We start from the raw sequence: 26,908 nt of genomic DNA on the forward strand, positions 1-26,908 counted from the left end.
GTAGAAATAAAATACACGAAACTATGTTTGCTGAATTTGCATTTCCCATTTTTGAAAGAAGTATTGCTGATTATCACATTATTGATGATGTGTACCAACCTACATTGAATCCTTACGAAAAAGGATCCATAGAATATTTATTATATGCTAAAAACTGGGTAGATACAGTACAATGGCATTATGAAGACATTATTCGTGATCCGCAAATTGATCCGGTAGCTGCATTGGTTTTAAAAAGGAAAATTGATGCTTCAAACCAAGTTCGTACGGATATGGTAGAGTTTATTGATAGTTATTTTCTTCAAAAGCATAAGGATGTTCAGGTAAAACCAAATGCAAAAATCAATACGGAAAGTCCAGCTTGGGCTATTGACCGTTTGTCTATTTTGGCACTGAAAATCTACCACATGAGTGAAGAGGCAAACCGTGCAGAAGCAACAGTAGAACACAGGGCAAAATGCCAGGAAAAATTAAATGTTTTGTTAGATCAGAAGAATGATATGTTTACGTCTATCAGCGATTTACTGACCGATATTGAAAACGGTGACAAATACATGAAAGTGTACAAGCAAATGAAAATGTACAACGACGACGATTTAAATCCGGTGTTGTATCAAAATAAAAAATAGACTTCTTTTTTAGATGTCAAAAATAGAACATATTGGAGTAATAAGGCTTTCAGCTATGGGTGATGTCGCAATGACGGTTCCTGTGCTGAGAGCTTTTTCTTTGCGCTATCCTGAAACAAAAATCACAGTTGTTTCCAGACCTTTTTTTAAACCTTTTTTTGAAGGCATTCCGAACGTGCATTTCTTCGCTGTAGATTTAAAGGAACGACACAAAGGATTTATTGGGTTATTACGGCTGTTTTCGGATTTGCGGAAGTTGGGTATTGACGCCATTGCGGATTTGCACAATGTATTGCGATCTAAAATAGTACGAAATCTTTTTGTTTTAAGTGGAAAAAAAGCTGCTTTTACAGACAAAGGAAGGGCGGGAAAGAAAGCATTAACCCGAGCCGAAAATAAAATTTTCCAGCCTTTAAAACCCATGGTTGAAAGACATTGTGAAACCTTCGGAAAGCTAGGATTTTCAATAGTTATTTCACAGCCTGTTTTTCCTGAAAAAGCAACTTTAAGTTCAGAAATCATTTCAGCAACCGGAAATAAAAATGAAAAATGGATAGGAATTGCGCCTTTTGCTCAATACGACAGTAAAGTTTATCCGTTAGACCTGATGCAAAAAGTAATTGATGGACTCTCTCAAGGGAAGTTTAAAATTTTGCTTTTTGGAGGAGGAGAGAAAGAAATCCAACAACTGAATCAGCTGAAAAACAATCACGAAAATGTGATGGTAATGGCTGGAAAGCTAAAATTTCAGCAGGAACTGGATGTCATCTCAAATCTTGACATTATGTTGAGTATGGATTCCGGGAATGCCCATATCGCAGCAATGTTAGGGGTCAACGTTATCACTCTTTGGGGAGCCACGCATCCGTATGCCGGATTTTCACCTTTTGATCAGCCATTGGAAAACTGCATCACATCTGATAGAGAAAAATACCCAAAACTGCCAACATCTGTTTATGGAAATAAAAAAATTGAAGGCTACCACGATGCCATGCGCAGCATCTTGCCCGAAACGATAATAGATACAATAAAAAAGGAGCTTATTTAGCTCCTTTTCTTATACTATACATCATCATAATCGACATAAATTTCAGCAGATGTCGGATGTGCCTGACAGGTTAAAATTAAACCTTCGGCAATTTCATCATCGGAAAGAATCGAATTTTTCTTCATTTCCGCAGTTCCGCTTTTAACACGGGCTAAACAACTGCTGCATATTCCGCCTTGGCAAGAATAAGGAGCATCCAGTCCTTGTTTAAGTGCAGCTTCAAGCAACGTTTGTTTGGAAGACATTTCGAAAGTGTCTTCATCACCATCAACCAAAACCGTTATTTTAGTATGTTCCGTTTTGCTTGTATCTATTGTTTTTTCCGTTTTTGAAGCAGAAAATAATTCGAATTTAATATCTTTTTCAGCAACATTTTTTTCTTTGAGGAGGTCACTAACTGTAATAATCATTTCTTCCGGCCCACACAAATAGAATTTTGAAAACTCTTTCTCCGAATGTTTATTGTTTAAAACAAAGTTAACTACAGATTTATCAATTCGGCCAAAAAGAGCGTCATCTGCTTTTGATTGGCTATACACGAAGTGTACAAAAAAACGGCCTAAATAGTGTTGCTGTAAATGGAGTAACTGATCGTGGAAAATAGTTTCTTCCGGTGATTTGTTTCCAAAGCACAGTACAAAAGAACTATTCGGTTCTTGTTTTAAAACGGATTGCAGAATCGACATTACCGGTGTAATTCCGCTTCCGGCAGCAAAAGCCATATAATTTTTCTGCTTTTCCGGATTAGGTTCAAAAGTGAATTTTCCTTCTGGAATTCCTACTTCGATAACATTTCCGACAGCTAGTTTTTCGTTAGCAAATTTCGAAAAATTTCCATATTTTACAGCTTTAATGGCCACTCTTAATTCATCACTGTTAGGTGCTGAACAAATGGAATAAGCACGACGAATTTCTTCGCCATCCAGGGTAAGCTTTAAATTTACATATTGACCGGCAGTGAATTTGTAATAATCTTTAAATTCATCAGGAATATTAAAAACAACAGAAACCGCCTGAGGAGTTTCTTTTTGGATTTCTTTTATAGCTAATTTATAGAATGTTGACATATGTTATTCTTTTCAGCAAAATTAACAAACGATGACGACATATTTAAAATTAAAAAATACTTTATTTTTCGGAATTTCAAAAAGAAACGTACTTTTACGAGTTATAATACTAAAAATACTATTTGGCAGTTTACATATAAAACCATTCTATGTTGAAAATTAATAGATTAAAATACATTTCGAGTTCTCTTTTAATTCTTTTTCTGGTGGCTTGTTCTACCAAGAGAAATTCTTTTGTAAACAGAAATTGGCATGCTTTAAACTCAGAGTATAATACGTTATATAATGGTGATGTGTCATTAGAGGCAGGAATAAACGAACTAAAAACCGGATATAAGGATAATTTTTGGGAAATATTGCCTGTAGAAAGAATGCAGGTAGCTGAAGAAGCCATGCTGCCTGGACAGAAAGGTAAAAATCAAAATTTTGACCGTGCGGAAACCAAAGCGACAAAAGCAATCCAAAAGCATTCGATGAATATCGAAGGAAAAGAGAAGAATATGCAAATGGATGAGGCACATTTACTCTTGGGGAAATCACGCTATTACGATCAGAGATTTATCCCGGCTTTGGAGGCATTCAATTATATTTTATATAAATATTCGGATTCGGATAAAATCTATGAAGCTAAAGTATGGCGTGAAAAAACAAACTTGCGATTAGAAAATGATGCATTGGCCATTAAAAATCTAAAAAGACTTATCAAGAATAAAGATATAAACGCACAGGTTTTTGCTGATGCAAACGCAACGCTGTCTCAAGGGTATATTAATTTAGAGCAAAGAGACAGTGCTATCGCACCGCTTAAGATAGCGTTACTTTCAACAAAATTCAAGGAAGAAAAAGCGAGATACCATTTTATCCTTGGGCAATTGTATGAAAAGCTAAGTTATAACGACAGTGCTTATGCTGAATTTCAGCAAATTATTGACATGAAACGAAAATCACCACGTCATTATGTGATTCGTGCCCATGCAAAGCAAGCTCAACTTGTTGATTCTACAACAGACACTATTGCGTTTCTTGAAAAATACGCCAAACTTTTAAAAGACCGCGAAAACAGACCATTTCTGGACGTGTTAAATTATCAGGTGGCAACTTTTTATGACAAATTAAATAAAAAAGAGCAAGCTATAAAATTCTACAATAAATCGTTACGATCACCTTCTGAAGACACTTACCTGCAGGCGACAACGTATAAAAACCTGGCTACAATATATTTTGACAAAGCAAAGTACCTTACAGCAGGACAATATTATGATAGCACATTAACCAAATTGGTTAAAAAAGACCGAGAGTATTTCGGCATTGTAAAAAAACGTGAAAATCTGGTGGATGTTATCAGATACGAAGGCATTGTACAGCATAACGATAGTATTTTAAAATTGGTTGCCTTTTCTGACAGTGACCGAAAAGCTTTTTTTGACGACTATATAACGAAGTTAAAAGCAAAAGATGAAGCCAAAAAAGCATTGGAAGAAAAACAAAAAGAGATAGCCGAAAAAGCGAATGCAGGAATTAAGGATATTGATATCAGTCAGGGAAAAGGAAAAGCAGCACTTAACAATCAATTACCAAAAATGATGACTCCTGATGATCCTAAAGATGGCGGGGCGTTTTATTTTTATACACCTACAACGGTTGCTTACGGAAAGATAGAATTTCAAAAAAGATGGGGAAAACGTGCGCTAAAAGAGAATTGGCGCTGGTCTGTTCAATCAGATAATATAAAAGAGGAAGAGGATCAAAAGCCGGTCGATTCAGACATCAAAAAAGATTCGGTTGTTTCAGAAAAATACAAACCTGAATTTTATTTAAATCAGCTGCCGACATCTCAAGTAGTGATAGACAGTTTGGCAAAGGAAAGAAATTTTGCAAGTTATCAGTTAGGAGTTATTTACAAGGAGAAATTTAAAGAAAACAAGCTGGCCGTAAACAAATTCGAGACAGTACTTAAAAGCACTCCGGAAGAAAGATTGATTTTGCCGTCTATGTACAATTTGTACAAGCTTTATGAGACATCGGATAAGGCCAAAGCTGAAGCGATAAAAATGCAGATAATTACAAATTATCCAAATACCAGATATGCTCAGATTTTAAGCGGGGCCATTTCGGAAGAAACCGCTGCTGATCAAACACCTGATGAGGTTTATAAAGGACTGTACAAGCAATATGCAAATCAGGAATACGTTGTCGTTTTAGCATCGATTGAAAAAAACCTGACACAATTTGCCGGAGATGATCTGATTCCAAAATACGAATTGCTTAAAGCAAGCGTTATCGGAAAACTAAGAGGAGTTGATGAATATAAAAAAGCGATAAATTATGTTGCTTTGACATATCCTAACAGCAAGGAAGGTAAGCAGGCCGAAGATATTCTTAGTATTAGCGTACCAGGATTAGAAAAGATGGCTTTAAAACAGGACAGCTTGGCTAAAAACTGGAAAATTCTTTACAAAGCAGGAAAACGGGATGATGCTGAAACTGTAAAACTAATGGAGAAATTGAATAAGTATATTACTGAAAAGCAATTTGATAAATTTTCTGTTTCCTATGATGTGTATACAGAGAATGAAAATTTCATTGTTTTACACGGTATTTCTTCAAAGGAATTTTCTCAATATTTAATAGATGCTTTAAAAGAAGCTAAAGAATACAAAATTGTGACACCGGCGAGTGTAATTTCGAGTGGGAATTATGCAGTCATTCAGGTCAAGAAAAATTACAATCAATTTCTGGAATCTAAATAAAAAGAAATGTTTGAAAAAAGCACAAAATCCTACACCGATTTACTCGGAAAAACCAACAGAATTGTTGAAGGGACCAAATTAAAAGGCGATATTGATTCTCAGGCAGACTTTAGATTGGATGGTCATTTAGTGGGGAATTTTACATCAAAAGGCAAACTGGTCATAGGGCCGGCAGGAAGCGTTACGGGAGATATTTTTTGTAAAAATGTAGATGTCGAAGGGACAGTAAATGGCAAAATTGAAGTTCAGGAAATCCTGAATGTAAAATCAAAAGCGAGTATACATGGAGAAGTAACCTGTGAAAAACTTTCGGTAGAGCCGGGAGCAGACTTCAGCGCAACATGTATCATGAAAACAGCATCAAAACCTTTGTTGCCACCCCATGGAGAACAATAATCAGGAAAAAAAACCGTACAATAAATGGTTAGCATTAATTAATATTCCCATTCAAATGGGATTGATTATTTATGTGTTCAATAAAATTGGTTTATGGCTGGATGAAAAGTATCCCAGCGAAAAAATAGAGTACTACAAAATACTTACGATGTTTGGTGTTTTTATTGCACTGTACAATGTGTATCGTCAGGTAAATGAAATAGGGAAAAATTCTTAAAATGAACAGAGAAGAATTAAAATTAGTAAGCCAACTGGCTTTGGTTATTGTCGGGTTTTATATTGCACACAAAATAATATTTTTACTCTCAGGCTTTAACACCATTAATTTCGAATATTCGCTACAACAATTGTATTTGTTTTTTGCCGGATTTTCAATAGCAATAATTATACTTCTTTTAAAAATAAAACAGAAGAATCTGGATATTGTCGGAAACACTTTTTTATTGGTAACGTCCGTAAAAATGGTGGCTTGCTATATTTTAGGAAGGCCAATTCTAAACATGACACAGGAAAACGCTTTGGAAAAATGGAATTTCTTCGGTCTTTTTGTGCTTTTCTTAGTATTAGAAACAATTTTTACAATTGTAATATTAAATAAAAAAGAGCATTAGTTTTTGATGAATTTCGATTGAAAACGTTTTCCTTCAGAAAAAATTTCAATGATATACATTCCTGAAGCAAAAGCCTCTACATTAATTTGTGCGGTATTTTCTTTTCTGTCAAAAACAGTTTTTCCATAGATGTCAACGATAATAATTCTGTCAAAAACTAAATTTTCAGTCAATTGAATTGTAATCACTGATGTAGCCGGATTTGGAAATATATTGATTTTATCAACAATCGCGTTTTCATCAGTGTCTAGTGCCGGACAGCTAACTGCTATAGGAATATTCTTTGCTGCATTCGTACCATCTCCAATCTGCCCGTAAAGATTAGCTCCCCAACCCCATAAAGTACCATCATTTTTAATAGCCAGTGTATGGGAAACTTTTGAAGTTACTGATTGCCAGTCTGTAAAATTTCCAAAAACCTGTATAGGACTTGTTTTTTGAGTATTGGTATTATCACCTAACTGTCCTGAAGCGTTACCGCCCCAAGCCCATAAAGTACCATCTGATTTTCTTACAAGGCTGTGTTGGGTGCCTTTAGCAATATTAGTACAATTAGTAATTGATAAAATATTGATTGGAGATGATTTGTCAGCGGTTGTCCCATCTCCTAATTGTCCTGTTGAGTTCAATCCCCACATCCACAGTGAGCCATTAGCTTTTAAAGCACCGCTATGTCCGTTTCCGGCACTTACAGCATTCCAATCGATGTCAGTACCAATTTTTATCGGAGCCGTTGTATTTGTTGTGGTACCATCACCAAGTTGACCTGTATTGTTTCGCCCCCAAGCGTATAATTCCCCAGTAGTTTTAATAGCTAACGAGTGTGTTGATCCTGCAGCGAGAAATTGCCAGTTGGTATCTGTTCCGATTTTTGTCGGGACATCTTTATTCACTATTGTGCCATCACCTAGTTGACCATAAATGTTTTCACCCCAGGCCCAAAGTGTACCATCGGTTTTGAGGGCTAAAGTATATTCATCACCCGCAGCTATAGATTGCCAATCCGTATCAGTTCCTATCTGAACAGGTAAATTCGAGTTCAGTATTGTTCCGTTTCCGAGCTGGCCTGCTAAATTTCTCCCCCAAGCCCATAGGGTACCATTGCTTTTTAGTGCAATACTGTGTGAATTTCCGGCAGAAACACTTTGCCAATTTGTATTCGTACTTATTTCAATTGGAAGGTTTGAATTTATTGCTGTTCCATTCCCAAGTTGCCCAACATTGTTTCTTCCCCAAGCCCATAAAGTACCGCCAGTTCTTATCCCAATGGTATGTGCGCCACCCGCAGAAACGGACTGCCAACATTGAGCTGTAAGATTTATTGTAAAAAAAGGAATAAATAAAAGGAGTAGTTTTGTTCTCATATAGTTTAATTTGTTCCTAAATATTTTAACGAAAGTATAAAAAAAATACTTGTTAACAATTTTTTAAACAAAGAATCTTCGAAAAGCCTTGTGTTTAGATTGAATTTAAATTTTTTTAAACTTCAAAAAACCAGCTTGTTAATAACTTTTATTGATTCTGTTTTTCACAAAAAAAAGCTGTCAAGAAAAAAAAATTTTATATGGTTTCAAATATTAATAAAAAATGTACCTTTGCACCAAATTTACAAACGTAGAATTATAGTTTTTATATATGGTAATTTCAACGCGACCTCTTAGATTTATAATGGCAGCATTTATTGCTTGTCTTCCTTTATTTAGTTTTGCAAATCCAGTTTCAGACACTACTAAAGTGCATACTGAAGTAGCTCATGCTGTGATTGATACAACTCATGCTGTAGCTGAGGCAACTCATGCAACAGAGGAAAAACTCACGAAAGAAGAAATAGATGTTGAAGAGAGAGCGGAATTTATTCAACATCACTTAAGAGATTCTCATGATTTTCATTTGTTTTCTTATGGAAAAGATTCAGGACACGAAGTAAATGTTGGTTTTCCATTACCTGTAATTCTTTGGGATAATGGATTGCAGATTTTTTCTTCTTCAAAATTTCACCACGGAGAAGAAGTTGCTGAAAACAATGGTAATTTTTATAAAATCAGTCATGTTAATGGTATGGTTTATAAGACCGATGCTACAGGTTCTGAATCTACAGTTAAACCATTAGATTTTTCAATTACTAAAAATATTTTTATGATTTTGGTAGTTGGTTTGTTGATGTTTGTCCTTTTTAGAAATTTAGGAAAATCATACGGTAAAAATGGCGGAATAGCAACTGGTGCAGGAAGATTTTTCGAACCATTAGTTTTATATATAAGAGATGAAATTGCTATTCCAAATATTGGTGAGAAGCATTACAAAAAATACATGAGTCATTTATTGACAGTGTTTTTCTTTATTTGGTTTTTAAACATGTTTGGATTAACGCCGCTTGGAGTTAACGTTACAGGAAACATTGCAATTACTGCCGCATTAGCTATAATCACATATTTAATTACTACTTTTTCTGCAAATAAAAATTATTGGAAACACATTTTCTGGATGCCAGGTGTGCCAATGCCGATGAAAATTATTTTAGCCCCAATTGAATTATTAGGAACTTTAATTAAACCGTTTTCATTAACAATCCGTTTGTATGCAAATATGGTTGCGGGTCACATTGTTTTAATGAGTATCATCGCAATGATGTATACTTTTAATAATGTTGCTGGTAGTGGATTTTCGTTTGTATTAGCATTTGTGCTATCAATTTTAGAAATTTTAGTAGCCGGTTTACAGGCTTATATTTTTACAATGTTAACAGCTCTATATTTTGGTTCTGCCAATGAAGAGCATCATCATGATGAAGAAAATCATCATTAATTAATTTTGAATGTTTAATTTTTAATATATATACATTATGGGAACTATTCCAAATTTAGTAGGAGCAGGTTTAATTGTTATTGGTGCTGGTTTAGGTATCGGTAAAATTGGTGGTTCAGCAATGGACGCTATTGCACGTCAACCAGAAGCTTCAGGAAAAATCCAAACTGCTATGCTTATTGCTGCAGCTCTTATTGAAGGTATTGGTTTTGCTGCATTCTTTATGGGCAAATAATATCTAAAAAAGCAATTGTTGCAACGGTTGGTTGCAACAATTGTTTTAATTAAATTTAAAATTTAAAGTAAATATATAATGGAACAATTATTAGGTCAATTTTCGTTAGGATTATTTATCATGCAAATAGTAATATTTGTTGGTCTAATTCTTTTATTGAAAAAATTTGCTTGGAAACCCATTCTGGATGCCGTAAACGATAGAGAAGACGGAATCAAAAATGCATTGCTTTCTGCTGAAAATGCAAAGAAAGAAATGCAAAACCTGCAAGCAAGCAACGAACGTATTTTGCAGGAAGCACGTTTAGAGCGCGATACCTTGCTTAAAGATGCTAGAGAAATCAAAGAAAAAATGATTGCTGATGCGAAAGAAGAAGCTCAAACACAAGGATTAAGAATGATCGAACAAGCTAAAGCTTCTATCGAAAGTGAAAAAAATGCAGCTATGGCTGAGTTGAAATCTCACGTGTCTTCATTGTCACTTGAAATTGCAGAAAAATTATTAAAAGATGAATTATCTAACAAAGAATCTCAAATGAAATTAGTTGAGAAAATGTTAGGTGATGTAAAATTAAACTAAACCAATCATGTCAAGTACAAGAGCAGCAATTCGCTATGCGAAAGCAATTTTAGACATGGCCAACTCAAAAAGCGCAGCTAATGAGGTGAGCCAGGACATGACTTTGATTGCAACTACTATTAAAGGAAATCAGGAATTGGATGCATTTATTCAAAACCCAACCATTAAAGTTGAAGTTAAAGAAGGAGCATTATTAGAAGTTTTCGCTTCTGTAAATAATGTAACAAAAGGGTTATTTCATTTATTGTTAGAAAACAAAAGATTCGAAATATTGGAATCTGTTGCGATCGAATACAATAAATTGTTTGATGAAGCAAATGGTATTGAAGTTGCTAAAGTGACTACAGCTATTGCAATCACTCCGGAATTGGAAGCTAAAGTATTGGCTAAAATCAAAGAGTTTTCAAACAAAAAAGTGACTATAGAAAACATCGTAGATGCTTCAATTATTGGAGGATTTATTTTAAGAATAGGTGACAAGCAATACAATGCTTCAGTTGCAAATAGATTGCAAGTTTTAAAAAGAGAATTAAGTAATTAGTTATTTATATAATTATGGCGGAAATTAAACCTGCTGAAATATCAGCAATATTAAAAAAGCAATTATCAGGTTTTGAATCTGGTGCTACGCTAGAAGAAGTAGGAACGATACTTCAAGTTGGAGATGGTATTGCTCGTGTTTACGGGCTTTCAAATGTTCAATACGGTGAGTTAGTAGAATTTGATAACGGTATGGAAGGTATCGTATTGAATCTTGAGGAAGACAATGTGGGTGTGGTACTTTTAGGACCATCTACAGGTTTGAGAGAAGGCTCTACTGCTAAAAGAACACAACGTATTGCATCTCTTAAAGTTGGAGAGCAAATGGTTGGGCGTGTAGTAAACACACTTGGTTTTCCAATTGATGGAAAAGGACCAATTGGTGGAGACTTATACGAAATGCCTTTAGAGCGTAAAGCACCGGGAGTTATTTTCCGTCAACCAGTTACAGAACCATTACAAACAGGTATCAAAGCAGTAGATGCAATGATCCCGGTAGGTCGTGGACAACGTGAGTTGGTTATTGGTGACCGTCAGACTGGTAAATCAACAGTTTGTTTGGATACTATTTTGAATCAAAAAGAATTTTATGATGCTGGAAAACCAGTATTTTGTATCTATGTTGCCATTGGACAAAAAGCGTCAACGGTAGCAGGAATTGCAAAAACGTTAGAAGAAAAAGGAGCAATGGCTTATACAGTTATCGTTGCTGCTAATGCTTCTGATCCAGCTCCTATGCAAGTATATGCTCCATTCGCTGGTGCAGCAATCGGAGAATATTTCCGTGATACAGGTCGTCCTGCATTAATTGTGTATGATGATTTATCAAAACAAGCGGTAGCGTATCGTGAGGTGTCTCTTTTATTAAGAAGACCACCGGGACGTGAGGCTTATCCTGGAGACGTTTTCTACTTACACTCTCGTTTATTGGAAAGAGCGGCAAAAGTAATTGCTGATGATGATATCGCTAAAAACATGAATGATTTACCGGATTCTTTACGTCCTATCGTAAAAGGTGGTGGTTCATTAACAGCGTTGCCAATTATCGAAACACAAGCAGGTGACGTTTCTGCATACATCCCAACAAACGTAATTTCGATTACAGACGGACAAATTTTCTTAGAGTCTGACTTGTTCAACTCAGGAGTTCGTCCTGCAATCAATGTAGGTATTTCTGTATCTCGTGTTGGAGGTAATGCACAAATCAAATCAATGAAAAAAGTATCTGGTACTTTAAAATTAGACCAAGCACAATTCCGGGAATTAGAAGCTTTCGCGAAATTTGGTTCTGATTTGGATGCTGTTACTTTAAACGTAATCGAAAAAGGTAGAAGAAACGTTGAAATCTTGAAACAAGGTTTGAACTCTCCTTTTACAGTTGAAGACCAAGTAGCTATTATCTATGCAGGTTCTAAAAACTTATTGAGAAACGTTCCTGTAAATAAAGTAAAAGAATTTGAGAAAGATTTCTTAGAATTCTTGAACAACAAGCACAGAGATACACTTGATGCTTTAAAAGCTGGTAAATTAGATGATAACATTACTGATGTTATTGAAAAAGTAGCTAAAGAAGTTTCTGCAAAATATAACTAAAAAGTAGTACGTATTAAGTACAAAGTGTCATGCTTTGTACTTAATGCTTGCCTCTTAATACTCATAACAAATGGCAAATTTAAAGGAAATCCGTAATAGAATTACTTCCGTTTCATCAACGATGCAAATTACATCGGCAATGAAAATGGTTTCTGCTGCAAAGCTGAAAAAAGCACAGGATGCAATTACAGCTATGCGACCTTATGCCGAAAAATTAACGGAATTATTACAAAACCTTTCAGCAACTCTTGAGGGAGAAGTAGGAGGAGATTACACTACACAACGTGAAGTGAAAAAAGTATTAATCGTTGCCATAACTTCAAATAGAGGTTTGTGCGGTGCTTTTAATTCAAATGTAATTAAAGAAGTTAAAACTATTTCCGACAGATTTCAGGGAGCTCAAGTGGATATTTTTGCAATTGGTAAAAAAGGACATGATTCTCTAAAGAAAACACACAATGTTCAAGGACATCACAATGCTATCTTTGATAATTTGACTTTTGACAATGTTGCCGGAATCGCTGAAGATTTAACCCAAAAGTTTACTTCAGGCGAGTACGACAGAATTGAAGTGGTGTACAACCAATTTAAAAACGCAGCTACTCAAATTATCAGAGCAGAGCAATTCTTACCATTGGCGCCAATAAAATCGGACAAGCCGGTTGCAACTGGAGATTATATTTTTGAACCGTCAAAAGAAGAAATTGTGTTAACATTGATTCCAAAATCATTAAAAACACAATTGTACAAATCAATCAGAGATTCATTTGCTTCAGAGCACGGTGCGCGTATGACTGCAATGCACAAAGCAACAGATAACGCGACAGAGTTGAGAAACCAATTGAAGTTAACGTATAACAAAGCACGTCAAGCAGCAATTACTAACGAAATCCTTGAGATTGTTGGTGGAGCTGAAGCTTTGAAAGGATAATATTTTTTTATTCGATGATATTTAAGAGCTGGTATTTTTGCCAGCTCTTTTTTTTATATTTTTATAGTATAATTAAAGTTCAAATAAATTGGAAATCAGAGAACTTACTACACTAAACGAAATGCTGGCTCAAATTGAGACCATGCAGCATTTATACCCAAAACTTAGTTTAGAGAAATACCAATCGTATCTTCAGGAAATGATTCCACACAATTACAAGCAAGTGGCTGTTTTTGAAGAAGAGACTTGTGTAGGTATTTCAGGATATTGGACTGCCACAAAACTATGGTGCGGAAAATATATTGAATTGGATAATTTTATTGTGCATCCGGATCACAGATCTAAAGGAATCGGAAAAATAATCACAGATTATATCGACAATAAAGCCGAAGAAATAGGTTGCACAAACATTGTTTTGGATGCCTTTACAACAAATTTTGCAGCACATCGTTTTTATTACAATCAGGGATTTGGGCCAAAAGGGTTTCATTTCGTGAAAATTTTAAATGAGGAAGGATTAACATAAGCAAAAGAAATACTTATTTTTGCTTAGAAACAAAACCAAAAAACATTTTGAGTTTATACAAAAACCTTTTCAAACAAACACTAATCTATGGTTTGGCAACAGTTTTGCCACGAATGATAAGTTTTTTACTTAACCCGTTATATGTTCATGTGTTGCCTAAAGGAGAATTTGGGGAGGTTTCCATTGTTTTTGCCTGGCTTGTTTTCTTCAATGTGATCTTGTCTTACGGAATGGAAACAGCTTTTTTTAGGTTTTACAATATCGAAACCAATAAGAAAGATGTTATTTCGACTTCTACGATTTCCATCTTCTGGACTTCTATCGGATTCCTGTTTGCTTCGTTGTTGTTCCGGGAAACCATTTCTGGCTGGCTGGGAATCAAAACACAATACGTGTCTTATACCATCTGGATTTTAGTATTGGATGCTTTAGTTATTATTCCGTTTTCAAAGATGCGTGCTGAAAAAAGGCCTATGCGCTATGCAGTCATCAAGATAGCAAATGTCGGAATCAATTTGTTGTTTAATGTATTCTTTTTATTGGTCTTGCCTAAAATCGGAAGCAACAATCCGTTAAGTACGATCTATTTCGAACATTTTGAAGTAGGTTATATTTTCGTTTCGAACCTAATCGCCAGCCTTCTGACTTTTATAGTGCTTTCGCCGAATTATTTCAAAATAAACTGGCATTTTGACAAGGCACTCTGGAAAAGAATGATGCACTATTCGCTGCCTATTTTGGTAGCCGGAATTGCCTTTGCCATCAATGAGCATTTTGATAAAATCCTGCTCGAGTGGTGTCATATCAGCAAATCGGAAATTGGCGCCTATTCAGCCTGTTATAAATTAGGATTGTTTATGGTGCTTTTCAGAACCGCTTATACTTTAGGGATTGAACCTTTTTTCTTCAGCCATGCTGATAAAGAAAACGCCCAGCAAACGTATGCGACAGTGACCAAATATTTTGTGATTTTCGGTTCGTTTATCACCCTGTCAGTTATTGTTTTTGCCGATGTATTAAAAATTTTCCTCGTGCCAAATCCAAGTTATTGGGAAGCCATGAAAGTAGTTCCGTTAATTGTTCTGGCTAATTTCTTTTTGGGAATTTACACGAACTTATCCGTTTGGTACAAATTAATCGACAAAACTAAAATTGGCGCTTATATTTCCATTATCGGCGCCCTTATTACCTTAGTACTGAATTACCTTCTTATACCGACTATGAGTTATTACGGCTCTGCAATTGCCACAATTTTTGCTTATGGAAGTATGATGTTTATTTCGTATTATCTCGGGCAAAAAAAATATCCAATCCCCTATGACGTAAAAAGGATTGCAAGCTATTTGGGCATTTCAGTTGTCCTTTCTGCCCTTTCCTTTTATGTACCGTTATTCCGAAAAAGCTATATCTTCGGAATACTTGCCATTGTTTTATTTGGATACTACATTTACCGGAATGAAAAAGAAACATTCCAGCGAATTTTAAAACGAAATTAATATTTTTGAGAAGCTATTTCCTGTCGTCCGCTATATCTTTTCCCGGCTAAAGAAGCCAGAAAAAGGATGCCGCTTCCACCAGGGCTAAAAACAATAAAAATGACAATAAAAATTATCAATAAATCACAGCACGAGTTACCTAATTACGAAACCATAGCTTCGGCTGGAATGGATTTGCGTGCCCATATTTCAGAACCCATCACATTAAAACCACTGGAGCGAGCATTAGTAAAAACAGGACTTTTTATAGAATTGCCCATAGGTTATGAAGCACAGGTCAGACCAAGAAGCGGACTGGCTTTCAAAAAAGGAATTACGGTGTTAAATTCTCCGGGAACAGTCGATGCGGATTATCGTGGAGAAATTGGTGTAATTTTAGTAAATTTATCCAATGAAGCATTTGTAGTGGAAAACGGTGAGCGTATAGCTCAGTTGATTATTGCAAAACATGAGCGCGCCGAATGGCAGGAAGTGCAAGAGCTTTCAGAAACTTCACGAGGTGAAGGAGGCTTTGGAAGTACCGGAGTTAAGTAAATGTAAAAAAGAGGTAATAACTTATTAGATCATTTTACCTTTTTCAATCTTTATAATTATAAAAAACAAATGAAAATAATAGTGCCAATGGCCGGACGCGGTTCACGTCTTCGCCCACATACCTTAACAGTTCCAAAACCATTAATCCCTATTGCAGGTAAGCCAATCGTACATCGTTTGGTCGAAGATATTGCAGGCGTTATCAATCAGAAAATTGATGAAATTGCCTTTATTATCCACAAGGATTTTGGTAAAAAAGTAGAAGAAGATTTAATAGCAATCGCTGAAAAACTTGGCTCTAAAGGAACTATTTATTATCAAAATGAAGCTTTGGGAACCGCACATGCTATCATGTGTGCCAAAGAAAGCATGACCGGACCAATTGTAGTTGCCTATGCAGACACACTTTTTAGAGCTGATTTTACGTTAGATACTACAGCAGACAGTGTGATTTGGGTAAAACAAGTGGAAGATCCGAGTGCTTTTGGTGTAGTTCAGTTAAACGAAAACAACCAAATTGTTGACTTCGTAGAAAAACCAAAGGAGTTTGTGTCCGATTTAGCAATTATCGGAATTTATTATTTTAAATCAGGAGAAGCACTTCGTTCTGAACTGCAATACCTGCTAGATAATAATGTTGTAAAAGGCGGAGAATACCAATTAACTGACGGATTGGAAAACATGAAACAAAAAGGCATGAAATTTGTGCCTGGTAAAGTTGATGAGTGGATGGATTGCGGAAATAAAAACGTTACGGTTGAAACCAATTCAAGAATGTTAGGATTTTTACACCAAGATGGACACGATATGGTTTCAGCAAATCTAAAATCTGAGAATTCAACGATAATTCCTCCTTGCTTCATAGCGGATGATGTGATTTTAATTAACGCAGTAGTTGGTCCCAACGTATCTCTGGGAAGAGGTACTCATGTTGTTGAGAGTACAATTAAGAATAGTTTGGTGCAAACACACGCACACATAAGAAATGCCAAATTAGACAATGCCATGATCGGGAATCACGCCACATTCGATGGTGCTTTTACCAGTATTAGTATTGGAGATTATTCCGTTTTAGAATAAATGAGAAAAAAAGTGTCAAAAATAAAAAACTTTGCTGTTGGAATGTTCTTCATTTCTACGGCGCTATTGGCACAAACCCAACCTGAAGAAGCAGCTTTGGTCAATGATGATTTTCAGGAGTCCTATTATGAATCCTTAATGCAAAAAGGCATGGAGAATTATGATAAGGCTATTATCTCATTAGAAAAATGCCTGAATCTGCAACCGGAAAACGCAGTGATTTATCATGAATTGGGTAAGAATTATTTCTTTCAGAAAGATTATGCTAACGCAGAAAGAACATATATAAAAGCAGCGCAATTAGACACAAAAAACAAATGGTATTTTATCGATTTGTACGAGGTGTATTATGAAACAAAAAATTACAACGAAGCATTACTTGTCGTAGAGAAAATCATTCCTTTTGACAAAAAATACAAAGAAGATTTGGCTTCTCTTTATATGTATACACAACAGTTTGACAAGGCATTGGTTTTAATTAATGAATTGGATGAAACTGTTGGAAAAACGGAACTTCGGGACAATTACAGGCTCGAGATAAATTCACAAACAAAAAGCAATATTTCGAATAAAACCGAATTGGAGAAAGCCATTGAACGTTCCCCTAAAAACGAAGAGAATTACATTTCGCTGATTTATATGTATACTGATAATAATCAGGAAGACAAAGCGTTTCAGGTGGCTCAAAAACTCGAAAAAAACATTCCGGAATCTGAATGGGCACAGGTTTTCCTTTTTAAATACCATATCAATGAAAACAATGGAAACGAAGCGGTAAAATCCATTGAAAAAGTATTTAACGGATCAAAAATTGATAAGAAAATTAAATACAGGATGTATAATGAATTCCTGATTTTTGCTTTAAAAAACCCAACATTCGAACCGCAACTGAACAAAGTGACGGCTTATTTTGAAAGTGATTCCGAGTTTGATGTGCACAAAGAAATTGGAAAATTTTATTACAAAAAGAAAAGCTGGGATCTGGCTGTTAAAAATCTGGAGAAATCCTTTAAAAGCAACAATACAGACCTGGAAACCAATATTTTTTTATTGGCATCTTACGAAGAAACAAATAATTACGAAGGAATATTAAAGGTCGCCAGCGAATTGGTAGACACTTTCCCAAATCAACCTGAGTACTATTTTTTCGCCGGAAAAGCAGCGGGCCAGTTAAAAAACTTTAAAAAAGCAAACGAGCTTTTGGAATCAGGCCTCGATTATGTAGTAGAAAACAAAGAATTGGAAATCGATTTTTTAAATCAGTTAGCTGAAGTTTCCACAGCTTTGGGCAATTCAAAGAAAAGCAACGAATATCTGGCAAAAGCCAATAATCTTAAAAGTAAAAAATAAAAATGCGTAGAATACTTCCAATTCTATTATTGGTTTTAGTGTTGTCCTGTAAAGCGAAACAAAAAGCCATTGCTCCGGAAGCCGTTACAACGACAGTTTCAAATGAAACGGTTTCTAATATCATAAAGAATCATTATGCCTTAAAACGAGATTTTAAAACGGCATATATCAAGGCAGATGTAGATTACACAGACCCGAAACAGTCTTTAGGACTTTCGGCAGATATCCGAATTAAGAAAGATGAAATTATTCTGGTTAGTCTAAAAATGCTTGGGATTACTATGGCAAAAGCTATGATTACACCAACTCAGGTTCGTTATTACGAAAAAATGAACGGCAAATTCTTCGAAGGAGATTATAAAACATTAAGTAATTGGCTTGGAACTGATTTGGATTTCAACAAAGTTCAAAGTATGCTTGTCGGACAGGCAATGGATGATTTGAGCAAAGGGAAATACAATGTTGTAACGGAAGAAGACGCACCTAAATTAGAGGAAGTTTCGACAGGAAATTTTACAAAAGCATTTGTTTTCGATGCGAATTCATTTTCATTAAAAAGACAGGAAATAAAACAACAATCGCCTGAAAGAAAACTTCTGGCTAATTATTCCGATTATAAATACTATTCCGAGTGTGTTTTACCAATGCAACTCATTATTTTTGCAATTCAGAATAACGAAACAACATCAATTGCCATTTCATATAAAAACGCTGCTTTCAACGAAGAATTATCTTTTCCCTACAGCGTTCCAAGTGGTTATGAACAAATTATTATAAATTAGACAAAATAGCAAGAATGTTTAAATATTTCCTATGTTTTTTATTACTGTCAACTTCGCTCTCATGGGGACAAGAAGAGGACAGACAACGAAAATTAGAAGCCGAAAAAGCTCGTCTGCAGGAAGAAATCAGACAACAAGAGCAGCAGCTTAAAAAAGAAAAAAGCAAAGAAAAATCAGCAGCAACAGTTGTGGTCCAGCAAATGGCCAAAATAAATCTGCAGCAAAAATTGATTAATACAACAGCAAAGCAAGCCAAAGTATTGGGAAACAGCATGTATATTAATCAAGTTAGTGTAAACCGGCTGAAGAAAGAGATGGAAGTGCTTAAAGAAGATTATGCGGAGATGATTGTAAAATCATATAAAAGCCGTTCGGAGCAAAGTAAAGCGATGTTTTTATTGTCTTCCGAAAACTTTTTGCAAGCGTACAAAAGAGCACAATACATGAAGCAGTATTCAAACTTCCGAAGAATGCAGGGAGAAGAAATAAAGGCAAAAACGCTTCAATTAGAGCAATTTAACACAAAGCTTCAGGTTCAAAAACAGGAAAAAGTTAAGCTTATTGCCGAAAGTGAAAAGGAAAAACAAGAACTTGAAAAAGAAAAGAAAGAGCAACAGCGTCTTTTGAATCTGATAAAAAAAGACAAAAACAAGATTATTGCTGAGATTAAGAAAAAGCAAAAAGAATCTAAAGCAATAGAAAGACAAATTGATCGATTGATTAGAGAAGCAATTGCTGCAGCGAATAAAAAAGTGGGTAACACAACAAATACAACAACCTTTGTCCTTACACCTGAAGCAAAAGAATTAGCCAATGATTTTAAATCGAATAGAGGACGTTTGCCTTGGCCTGTAGAAAAAGGATTGCTGACAAAAAAATTCGGAAGGCAGCCACACCCTTTAGAACCATCGATTATTATTGAAAGCAGTGGTATCGAAATTTCTTCAGAAAGAGGAGCAAAAGCCCGCTCGATATTTACTGGTGAAGTAAGTGACGTGCAAATGGCATCAAATGGGACAGCAACCATTATTATACGCCACGGAGATTATACGACAACCTATTCCAATATAGAAAAAGTGTTCGTTAAAAAAGGAGATAAAATATCCACGAAAGAAGTTTTAGGAGAAATCCATTTTAATAACTTCACAGGAAAGGCAATTTTAAAATTCCTGATTTTTCAGAATACAACAAAGCTAAATCCACAATCCTGGATTATAAATATGTAAAAAAAAGAGTTCGCCACGGCGAACTCTTTTTTTATATAAATAAAGCTTTTAATTCTGTTGCTTCTTCAGGCTTCATTTTACCTGCAAGAACTAAACTTAGTTGTTTTCTTCGTAAGGCAGCATCATAGCGTTCCTTTTCTTCATCAGTTTGTGGCAGTATTGCCGGTACTTCAACGGGACGTCCTGTGTCATCAACGGCTACAAATGTATAAATAGCTTCGTTTGCTTTTGCTCGTGTTCCTGATTCCCTGTCTTCCACCCAAACATCAATATAAATTTCCATTGAAGATTTAAAGCTTCGGGATACTTTGGCTTCGACCGTAACCACACTTCCCAATGGAATAGCTCTGTTAAAAGCCACGTGATTTACGGATGCCGTAACAGTAATTCTACGGGAATGGCGTCTGGCAGCAATACTAGCGGCGCGATCCATTCGAGCTAATAGTTCGCCTCCAAACAAGTTGTTTAAAGGGTTGGTTTCACCGGGCAAAACCATATCGGTTAAAATAGTTAATGATTCTGAAGGAAATTTTGCTTGCATGAGATTTTTTTACAAAGATATAAGGATTGGAAGTGATATTAAAAAAAATGCCTTTCAAATTTTGAAAGGCAAAAAAGTATTTTTACAACTCTTCGATGAGTAACCAGGCATCCTGATTTACTGTTTGCTGTATCTGAGTCATTTTATATTGTGCTTCGGTATAGGTGGCGAAACTTCCGTATAAAACAGGATATAATCCGTGTTTGTTTTTAGCCAAAAGCCTTGCTTTAAATCCTTGTTCGTTTAATTTGTCGAAAATTTGTTTTGCATTGCTTTCGTTTCTGAAAGCACCGGCTACAATATGAAAAGGTAAAGTACTGTTTTCTTTTACGTTCATAACCACCGGATTAATAGGGTTATCAATAAAAAAGGTTGCTTCCTGAATTTTATTTTCAACTTCTTTTTGTACTTCAGACTGAACCAATATTGTTTCAGATTGCTCCTGCTGTGAAATATAAGTAGCATAACCAAAACCGGCACCTCCTACAGACATAACCAAAACCGCCGCATATTTTAAGAATGATTTCGCACTGATTCTTCTTTCAGGTGTAAATTGAATAGGAATTTTTTCTTCAAGAATTTCAACTTGTTTTTTAAATTCTTCTCGTTTTACAGCTGGAGAAACAAACGAACCGAAACCGAAAGAATCGGTTAAGTAATTCAAATGATTTGAAGGAGAGAAAACTAAATTGTTTTCACTGTTTAATCTGAATTCACCAATGTTTTTAAGCACCAGATTTTCCTTATTCTGTAATAGCGTTTTCCATGAAACAATTTCATTTTCAATAGCATTCACAACAGAATCATAGCTCATTTTTTCGGCTATAGCAATGTGATTTGCCAACAATCCATCGTTGTTTTTCAAATAAGAATTGAAAGAAATTTCTTTCTTCGGCGCATAAAAAGTATGGTTACTTTCTTGTATGTTTGTAGTGACTGTTTCGGTTAAAAAAGCCCCGAAACCAGGAACTGTTACACATTGGTAACGATACAAAAGCTGAGAGATATACTGTGCTACATTCATAATAACAAAATTAAAGAATACAAGACACAATCAAAATTTTATCAACAAATGTTATTAACAATTTGATTTTGACTTGCATAAATATACGCCAAAAAATTATAATTACATGACAGAAAACGAGTTACATTATTTATTAGCCTTACAGAAAGTAGAAGGAGTTGGTGATATTATCGCCAAAAAATTACTAACCCATTGCGGTTCGGCAGAAGCAATTTTTAAAGCAAAAGAAGATCAACTGACTGCTATTGACGGGATTGGTAAGATATTAGTAAAGCGCTTGAAAGACAAAACCATTTTTGTCCAAGCAGAAAAGGAACTTCAATTTATTCAGGAAAATAATATCCAGATTTCTTTTTTTAAAGAAGAAAATTATCCGGAACGGTTAAAGCATTGTATTGACAGCCCTATTTTAGTATTCACTTCAGGGAATATCGATTTTAAGAAAAAACGAATTATCAGTATTGTAGGTACCCGCCAAATCACGTCCTACGGAATCGATTTCTGTAAAACACTGATTTCAGATTTAGCACCCCTCGATCCTGTTATTGTCAGCGGATTTGCCTACGGGGTAGATATAGCTGCCCATCAGGTTGCCATGGAAAATAATTTACAGACTATTGGTGTTTTGGCACACGGACTGAATCAGATTTATCCGAAAATGCATAAAAAATACATGTCCAAAATGGAGCAGAACGGAGGTTTTATGACTGATTTTTGGAGTACATCCAATCCGGACAGGGAAAATTTTATTAAACGGAACAGAATTGTTGCCGGAATTTCTGAAGCAACAATTGTGATTGAAAGCGCTGATAAAGGAGGGTCGCTTATTACCGCCAACATGGCCAACGATTACAACCGCGATGTTTTTGCTGTTCCGGGCAGAACTTCGGACAAATACAGCCAAGGATGCAACGACTTGATAAAAAGTCAGCGAGCCCATTTGCTGACAGGTGCCGGCGATTTGATTTATATGCTCAATTGGGATATAGAAAATAAGGAAAGACCAATTCAAAAACAATTATTTGTAACGTTGGAAGAAGATGAACAGCTTGTTTTCGATTTCCTTCAAAAAAACGGAAAAGAACAAATGGATCTCGTTGCGTTACACTGCGATTTGCCGATATTTAAATTGTCTTCGTTATTGTTGAGTATGGAATTGAAGGGCGCTATCAGACCTTTGCCGGGAAAAATGTTTGAAATAATATAACAGGAATAAATTTACACGAATCTGCTATGTCAGATAACACGAATTTCAAATTGGTGCTATTGGATTATAATGAAATAAATGCTGACTTTCAGTGTTTTAAATAAAATATAGTCATTAATCCGTAACTTTGCTGTTCTGAATTTTGTTTAACTTAAATTGTAAGTCATGTATATTGTAAGGGAAATATTTTATCTGCAATTTGGCCGATTTAAAGAAGCCAAAGCACTAGTTGAAGAAGCAGTAGATCTTGGTTTGATGACACAACCGGCAGGAGGACGTATTTTAACCGATTTTACAGGAGATGGATATCGTTTGATTTTTGAATCACCCTATAAGACACTTGCCGATTTTGAAGTAGATTTAGCGCGAGAAATGAGTGCTGTTGCCTGGAAAGAATGGTATGAAAAATTTAAACCCTATGTTCTGCATTCACAAAGGGAGATTTTGAAACAGATAAGCTAAATGGGATACTTTGGGAGTATTTAATAGATTTGAAAAGCAGAATCACTCTTAAATTAGTAAGACCTGCCATTGGGCATTTGATATTTTAAAATATAATTCTAAATTTGCACCGAATTCTTCCATTTAGAGTTTATAATAAATAATTCTCACTTAAACGTTTATAGCATGCAACTGTACAACACTTTAAGCGCAGAAGAAAGAGCCAAGCTTATTGATCAAGCCGGCAAACAAAGACTTACTTTATCTTTCTATGCGTATGCCAAAATTGAAAACCCACAACAATTTCGCGATAATTTATTCATCGAATGGAATAAGCTCGATGCTCTTGGCCGAACGTATGTAGCCAAAGAAGGAATAAACGCCCAAATGAGTGTACCGGCTGAAAACTTTGAAGCTTTCCGAGAAACGTTGGAAGCCTATGATTTCATGAAAGACATCCGTTTGAATGTAGCCGTGGAACACGATGACCACTCATTTTTAAAATTAACGGTTAAAGTCCGAGACAAAATTGTTGCTGACGGATTGAACGATGAAACGTTTGATGTTACTAATATTGGGGTGCACTTAAAGGCGAAGGAATTCAATCAGATTTTGGATGATCCAAATACGATTGTGGTCGATTTCAGAAATCACTACGAAAGTGAAATTGGGCATTTTAAAGGAGCCATTACTCCCGACGTTGAGACTTTCAGAGAAAGTTTGCCTATCATCAACGAACAATTGAAAGACCATAAAGACGATAAAAACCTAGTGATGTATTGCACTGGAGGAATCCGTTGTGAAAAGGCTTCGGCGTATTTTAAACATCAGGGTTTTAAAAAGGTTTTTCAATTAGAAGGCGGAATTATCAATTATGCCAAACAAATCAAAGACGAAGGTTTGGAGAGCAAATTTATTGGTAAAAATTTCGTTTTTGATCATCGCCTTGGCGAAAGAATTACAGACGATATTGTGTCACAATGCCATCAGTGCGGAAAGCCTTGCGATAACCATACGAATTGCGAAAATGAAGGGTGCCATTTATTATTTATCCAATGTGACGAATGTAAATCTGCAATGGATAACTGCTGTTCTTCCGAATGTCAGGAAATCATTCATATGCCTTTAGTGGAACAAGTTAAATTGCGTCGTGGCGTCAAAAACGGAAACATGATTTTCAGAAAAGGAAAATCAGACAAATTAAAATTCAAGCATTCGGGAGAACTATCAGGAATTGCTTTGGCGAAAGCCGATCCAAACACAAGCGTTTCCGAAAAAAGAAAGCCAACCGCCATCCGTCAGAAAATAAAAATCAAAAAAATACTGATTGCCCAAGCAGAACATTATTATGTAAAATCGCAGGTAGGCCAGTTTTTGGTTCAAAACCATGAACTTAAGCCGGGAGATAAAGTAATTATTTCAGGACCTACAACAGGAAACCAGGAAATTACTATTCAGGAAATGTTTGTAAATGGCAGTCAGGCTTCGGTTGCGGTCAAAGGAGATAAAGTCACTTTAAGTTTGCCGTTCAGAGTTCGATTATCGGATAAATTATTTAGGATTTCAGAATAAAAAATCGGAAGATAAACACTTTAAAAGCCTATTAAGTCCTTGATTTAATGGGCTTTTTATTTTAGAATAAAATTAAGCTTACAACTTTCCGACTTTGCAACATTGCGACTAAAAAATACTATCTTTACACTCAAAACGTTATTACTAAAAGTAGTTCCGATGCGAATTCGGAATGACCAATATATATTCAAATTATGGCATGTACAAGTTGTTCAACTTCCGATGGCGGTGCGCCAAAGGGGTGTAAAAATAATGGGACTTGCGGCACCGATAGCTGCAACAAATTAACTGTTTTCGATTGGCTTTCAAACATGAGTTTACCGGGCGGTCAGGCACCTTTTGACTGTGTTGAAGTTCGTTTTAAAAATGGAAGAAAAGAATTTTACCGAAACCCGGAAAAACTAACACTGAGCATTGGTGATATTGTAGCTACTGAAGCTTCTCCAGGACATGATGTTGGAATTGTTACTTTAACCGGAGAATTGGTTAAAGTGCAAATGAAGAAAAAAGGGGTTAATCACGAAGGCGAGGTTCTTAAAATATACAGAAAAGCATCTCAAAAAGACATCGATATCTGGAGTACGGCTCGCGATAAGGAAGATCCTATGAAAGTCCGAGCACGTGAAATAGCCATAAGACTTCAACTGGAAATGAAAATTTCAGACATCGAATTTCAAGGGGACGGATCAAAAGCAACGTTTTATTATACTGCAAACGATAGAGTCGATTTCAGACAATTAATCAAGGAATTTGCCAGTGCTTTCAGTACCAGAATTGAAATGAAGCAAGTAGGTTTCCGTCAGGAAGCGGCCCGTTTGGGAGGAATCGGTTCTTGCGGAAGAGAATTGTGTTGTTCTACCTGGCTGACAGATTTCAGAAGTGTAAATACTTCAGCGGCCCGTTACCAGCAATTGTCTTTAAATCCACAAAAATTAGCCGGACAATGCGGGAAACTGAAATGCTGTCTGAACTACGAGTTGGATACTTACATGGACGCGCTGAAGGACATTCCGGATATGGAAACCAAACTTTCGACTGATAAAGGCGATGCTATTTGTCAGAAGATAGATATTTTTAAAGGCCTAATGTGGTTTGCTTATATTGGAAATTTTGCCCAATGGCATATTTTGAAAGTAGCTGAGGTCAAGGAAATCATAGACCAGAATAAACAAAAGAAGAAAGTAGCTTCGCTTGAGGATTTTGCTATTGAAGTTGAAAAACCTGAGGTTGAAAAAACATTCCAAAATGCAATGGGACAAGACAGTTTAACCCGTTTTGACCAGCCAAAGAAAAAAAACAAGCCAAACAAAAACCGTCGTCCGCAAGGTCAGGGGCAAGCACCGGTTCAAGGACAAAATCCGAAACCGAAATCAAATCCAAACCCAAACCAGAAGCCAAATCCAAATAAAAATAAACCCAATCCAAACGGACCAAAAATCAGAAATGAGAAAAAAGATTCTAATAAATAGCATTGTGTTGTTTTTTGCCGCTTCGGCTTTAGTGTCCTGCGATAAAAACAGAATTTTTGACGAATACAAAACCTTCAATGACGGATGGCACAAAGACAGTATTGTAACATTTGCTTTCGAGCAGGAGATTACAAAAAAGCCAGCCAATATGTTTATCAATATCCGCAACAATGACGATTACGAGTTCAGTAATTTGTTTTTGATTGTAAAGTTGGAACAGCCTAAGGGGAATATTAAAGTGGATACGCTAGAATACCAAATGGCAAATCCTGACGGGACACTGATGGGAGAAGGGTTTTCAGATATTAAAGAAAGCAAGCTGTGGTATAAAGAAAATGTATTGTTTCCAGAGAAAGGAAAATACAAAGTATCTATCCAACAAGCCGTTCGACAAACCGGAAAAGTAAAAGGAGTCGAAAAGCTGAAAGGAGTTACAGAAATAGGTTTAAGAATAGAATCATTAGAAGAAAAATAAA

General features: G+C 35.6%; 28 protein-coding genes. 24 read left to right on the forward strand and 4 right to left on the reverse strand.

Features of this window, described 5'->3' with window-relative positions; all coding sequences use genetic code 11:
* Nucleotides 1–23 precede the first annotated feature (23 nt).
* The gene (locus ACRDEC_RS05770) at nt 24–629 is read left to right on the forward strand and encodes a DUF4254 domain-containing protein (protein ID WP_431497382.1); all 606 of its coding nucleotides are present in this window, start codon (nt 24–26) and stop codon (nt 627–629) included.
* A gap of 13 nt (nt 630–642) precedes the next feature.
* A complete protein-coding gene (locus tag ACRDEC_RS05775; protein ID WP_431497383.1) occupies nt 643–1,677 on the forward strand; it encodes a glycosyltransferase family 9 protein in 1,035 nt (344 codons plus the stop codon).
* Nucleotides 1,678–1,691: 14 nt separating this feature from the next.
* Here ACRDEC_RS05775 and ACRDEC_RS05780 read toward each other — a convergent pair whose 3' ends face one another.
* Complete coding sequence (locus tag ACRDEC_RS05780; RefSeq protein ID WP_431497384.1) at nt 1,692–2,744, reverse strand: 2Fe-2S iron-sulfur cluster-binding protein; 1,053 nt, start codon at nt 2,742–2,744, stop codon at nt 1,692–1,694.
* Nucleotides 2,745–2,893: 149 nt separating this feature from the next.
* On the opposite strand from ACRDEC_RS05780, the gene ACRDEC_RS05785 reads away from it, so the two are divergent.
* Genes ACRDEC_RS05785 through ACRDEC_RS05800 form a run of 4 tightly spaced genes read left to right on the forward strand, consistent with a single transcriptional unit; the run spans nt 2,894 to nt 6,501 of the window.
* Nucleotides 2,894–5,494 (forward strand): tetratricopeptide repeat protein, encoded by a 2,601-nt coding sequence (locus ACRDEC_RS05785; protein ID WP_431497385.1) that lies wholly within the window; start codon nt 2,894–2,896, stop codon nt 5,492–5,494.
* Between the two features lie 6 nt (nt 5,495–5,500).
* Nucleotides 5,501–5,890, forward strand: coding sequence for a bactofilin family protein (locus ACRDEC_RS05790; RefSeq protein ID WP_431497386.1), 390 nt, complete (start codon nt 5,501–5,503; stop codon nt 5,888–5,890).
* Nucleotides 5,877–6,107 carry an AtpZ/AtpI family protein gene (locus ACRDEC_RS05795; RefSeq protein ID WP_431497387.1) on the forward strand — a complete coding sequence of 77 codons (231 nt, stop codon included), beginning with the start codon at nt 5,877–5,879 and terminating at the stop codon, nt 6,105–6,107. The genes ACRDEC_RS05790 and ACRDEC_RS05795 overlap by 14 nt, the downstream gene beginning before the upstream one ends.
* A 1-nt stretch (nt 6,108) precedes the next feature.
* Nucleotides 6,109–6,501 carry a hypothetical protein gene (locus ACRDEC_RS05800; protein WP_431497388.1) on the forward strand — a complete coding sequence of 131 codons (393 nt, stop codon included), beginning with the start codon at nt 6,109–6,111 and terminating at the stop codon, nt 6,499–6,501.
* On the opposite strand, the gene ACRDEC_RS05805 is transcribed toward ACRDEC_RS05800, so the two are convergent.
* The gene (locus ACRDEC_RS05805) at nt 6,498–7,865 is read right to left on the reverse strand and encodes a T9SS type A sorting domain-containing protein (protein WP_431497389.1); all 1,368 of its coding nucleotides are present in this window, start codon (nt 7,863–7,865) and stop codon (nt 6,498–6,500) included. The genes ACRDEC_RS05800 and ACRDEC_RS05805 overlap by 4 nt on opposite strands.
* Before the next feature lie 271 nt (nt 7,866–8,136).
* Between ACRDEC_RS05805 and atpB the strand changes: the two genes are divergently transcribed.
* The 13 genes from atpB (at nt 8,137) to ACRDEC_RS05870 (ending at nt 20,178) form a co-directional block, all read left to right on the forward strand.
* Complete coding sequence (gene atpB / locus ACRDEC_RS05810; RefSeq protein ID WP_431497390.1) at nt 8,137–9,306, forward strand: F0F1 ATP synthase subunit A; 1,170 nt, start codon at nt 8,137–8,139, stop codon at nt 9,304–9,306.
* 37 nt (nt 9,307–9,343) lie between these two features.
* Nucleotides 9,344–9,541 carry an ATP synthase F0 subunit C gene (atpE, locus tag ACRDEC_RS05815; protein WP_103724671.1) on the forward strand — a complete coding sequence of 66 codons (198 nt, stop codon included), beginning with the start codon at nt 9,344–9,346 and terminating at the stop codon, nt 9,539–9,541.
* A 78-nt stretch (nt 9,542–9,619) separates the two neighbouring features.
* Entirely contained in the window at nt 9,620–10,120 is a 501-nt protein-coding gene (locus ACRDEC_RS05820; RefSeq protein ID WP_431497391.1) for a F0F1 ATP synthase subunit B, read from the forward strand.
* A gap of 7 nt (nt 10,121–10,127) precedes the next feature.
* Complete coding sequence (atpH, locus tag ACRDEC_RS05825; RefSeq protein WP_431497392.1) at nt 10,128–10,661, forward strand: ATP synthase F1 subunit delta; 534 nt, start codon at nt 10,128–10,130, stop codon at nt 10,659–10,661.
* A gap of 14 nt (nt 10,662–10,675) precedes the next feature.
* Nucleotides 10,676–12,253 (forward strand): F0F1 ATP synthase subunit alpha, encoded by a 1,578-nt coding sequence (atpA, locus tag ACRDEC_RS05830; RefSeq protein WP_431497393.1) that lies wholly within the window; start codon nt 10,676–10,678, stop codon nt 12,251–12,253.
* 70 nt (nt 12,254–12,323) lie between these two features.
* On the forward strand, nt 12,324–13,184 hold the full coding sequence (gene atpG, locus ACRDEC_RS05835) for an ATP synthase F1 subunit gamma (protein WP_431497394.1): 861 nt from the start codon (nt 12,324–12,326) through the stop codon (nt 13,182–13,184).
* 121 nt (nt 13,185–13,305) lie between these two features.
* Entirely contained in the window at nt 13,306–13,710 is a 405-nt protein-coding gene (locus ACRDEC_RS05840; RefSeq protein WP_431497412.1) for a GNAT family N-acetyltransferase, read from the forward strand.
* A 47-nt stretch (nt 13,711–13,757) separates the two neighbouring features.
* Nucleotides 13,758–15,206, forward strand: coding sequence for a lipopolysaccharide biosynthesis protein (locus ACRDEC_RS05845; RefSeq protein WP_431497395.1), 1,449 nt, complete (start codon nt 13,758–13,760; stop codon nt 15,204–15,206).
* Between the two features lie 99 nt (nt 15,207–15,305).
* Nucleotides 15,306–15,740, forward strand: a complete 435-nt coding sequence (dut, locus tag ACRDEC_RS05850; protein WP_431497396.1) for a dUTP diphosphatase — start codon at nt 15,306–15,308, stop codon at nt 15,738–15,740.
* A 69-nt stretch (nt 15,741–15,809) separates the two neighbouring features.
* Nucleotides 15,810–16,820, forward strand: a complete 1,011-nt coding sequence (locus ACRDEC_RS05855; protein ID WP_431497397.1) for a sugar phosphate nucleotidyltransferase — start codon at nt 15,810–15,812, stop codon at nt 16,818–16,820.
* Between the two features lie 12 nt (nt 16,821–16,832).
* Nucleotides 16,833–18,170, forward strand: coding sequence for a tetratricopeptide repeat protein (locus ACRDEC_RS05860; RefSeq protein WP_431497398.1), 1,338 nt, complete (start codon nt 16,833–16,835; stop codon nt 18,168–18,170).
* A gap of 2 nt (nt 18,171–18,172) precedes the next feature.
* Nucleotides 18,173–18,952 (forward strand): DUF4292 domain-containing protein, encoded by a 780-nt coding sequence (locus ACRDEC_RS05865; protein WP_431497399.1) that lies wholly within the window; start codon nt 18,173–18,175, stop codon nt 18,950–18,952.
* A 14-nt stretch (nt 18,953–18,966) separates the two neighbouring features.
* Nucleotides 18,967–20,178, forward strand: a complete 1,212-nt coding sequence (locus ACRDEC_RS05870; protein WP_431497400.1) for a murein hydrolase activator EnvC family protein — start codon at nt 18,967–18,969, stop codon at nt 20,176–20,178.
* 31 nt (nt 20,179–20,209) lie between these two features.
* Here the strand turns inward: ACRDEC_RS05870 and ACRDEC_RS05875 are convergent, their stop codons facing one another.
* Both ACRDEC_RS05875 and ACRDEC_RS05880 read right to left on the reverse strand, forming a co-directional pair.
* Nucleotides 20,210–20,719, reverse strand: a complete 510-nt coding sequence (locus ACRDEC_RS05875) for an acyl-CoA thioesterase (RefSeq protein WP_431497401.1) — start codon at nt 20,717–20,719, stop codon at nt 20,210–20,212.
* An 82-nt stretch (nt 20,720–20,801) separates the two neighbouring features.
* Nucleotides 20,802–21,743: an SPOR domain-containing protein gene (locus ACRDEC_RS05880; RefSeq protein ID WP_431497402.1), complete on the reverse strand. Its 942-nt coding sequence runs from the start codon at nt 21,741–21,743 to the stop codon at nt 20,802–20,804.
* Nucleotides 21,744–21,849: 106 nt separating this feature from the next.
* Between ACRDEC_RS05880 and dprA the strand changes: the two genes are divergently transcribed.
* The 5 genes from dprA (at nt 21,850) to ACRDEC_RS05905 (ending at nt 26,907) form a co-directional block, all read left to right on the forward strand.
* A complete protein-coding gene (gene dprA, locus ACRDEC_RS05885) occupies nt 21,850–22,950 on the forward strand; it encodes a DNA-processing protein DprA (protein ID WP_431497403.1) in 1,101 nt (366 codons plus the stop codon).
* Nucleotides 22,951–23,115: 165 nt separating this feature from the next.
* Entirely contained in the window at nt 23,116–23,412 is a 297-nt protein-coding gene (locus tag ACRDEC_RS05890; RefSeq protein ID WP_431497404.1) for a hypothetical protein, read from the forward strand.
* 165 nt (nt 23,413–23,577) lie between these two features.
* Entirely contained in the window at nt 23,578–24,963 is a 1,386-nt protein-coding gene (locus tag ACRDEC_RS05895) for a rhodanese-related sulfurtransferase (RefSeq protein WP_431497405.1), read from the forward strand.
* 194 nt (nt 24,964–25,157) lie between these two features.
* Complete coding sequence (locus ACRDEC_RS05900; protein WP_431497406.1) at nt 25,158–26,432, forward strand: PSP1 domain-containing protein; 1,275 nt, start codon at nt 25,158–25,160, stop codon at nt 26,430–26,432.
* Nucleotides 26,407–26,907 (forward strand): gliding motility lipoprotein GldH, encoded by a 501-nt coding sequence (locus ACRDEC_RS05905; RefSeq protein ID WP_431497407.1) that lies wholly within the window; start codon nt 26,407–26,409, stop codon nt 26,905–26,907. The genes ACRDEC_RS05900 and ACRDEC_RS05905 overlap by 26 nt, the downstream gene beginning before the upstream one ends.
* Nucleotide 26,908 lies beyond the last annotated feature (1 nt).

The organism is Flavobacterium sp. (assembly GCF_050696275.1).
GTDB lineage: Bacteria > Bacteroidota > Bacteroidia > Flavobacteriales > Flavobacteriaceae > Flavobacterium.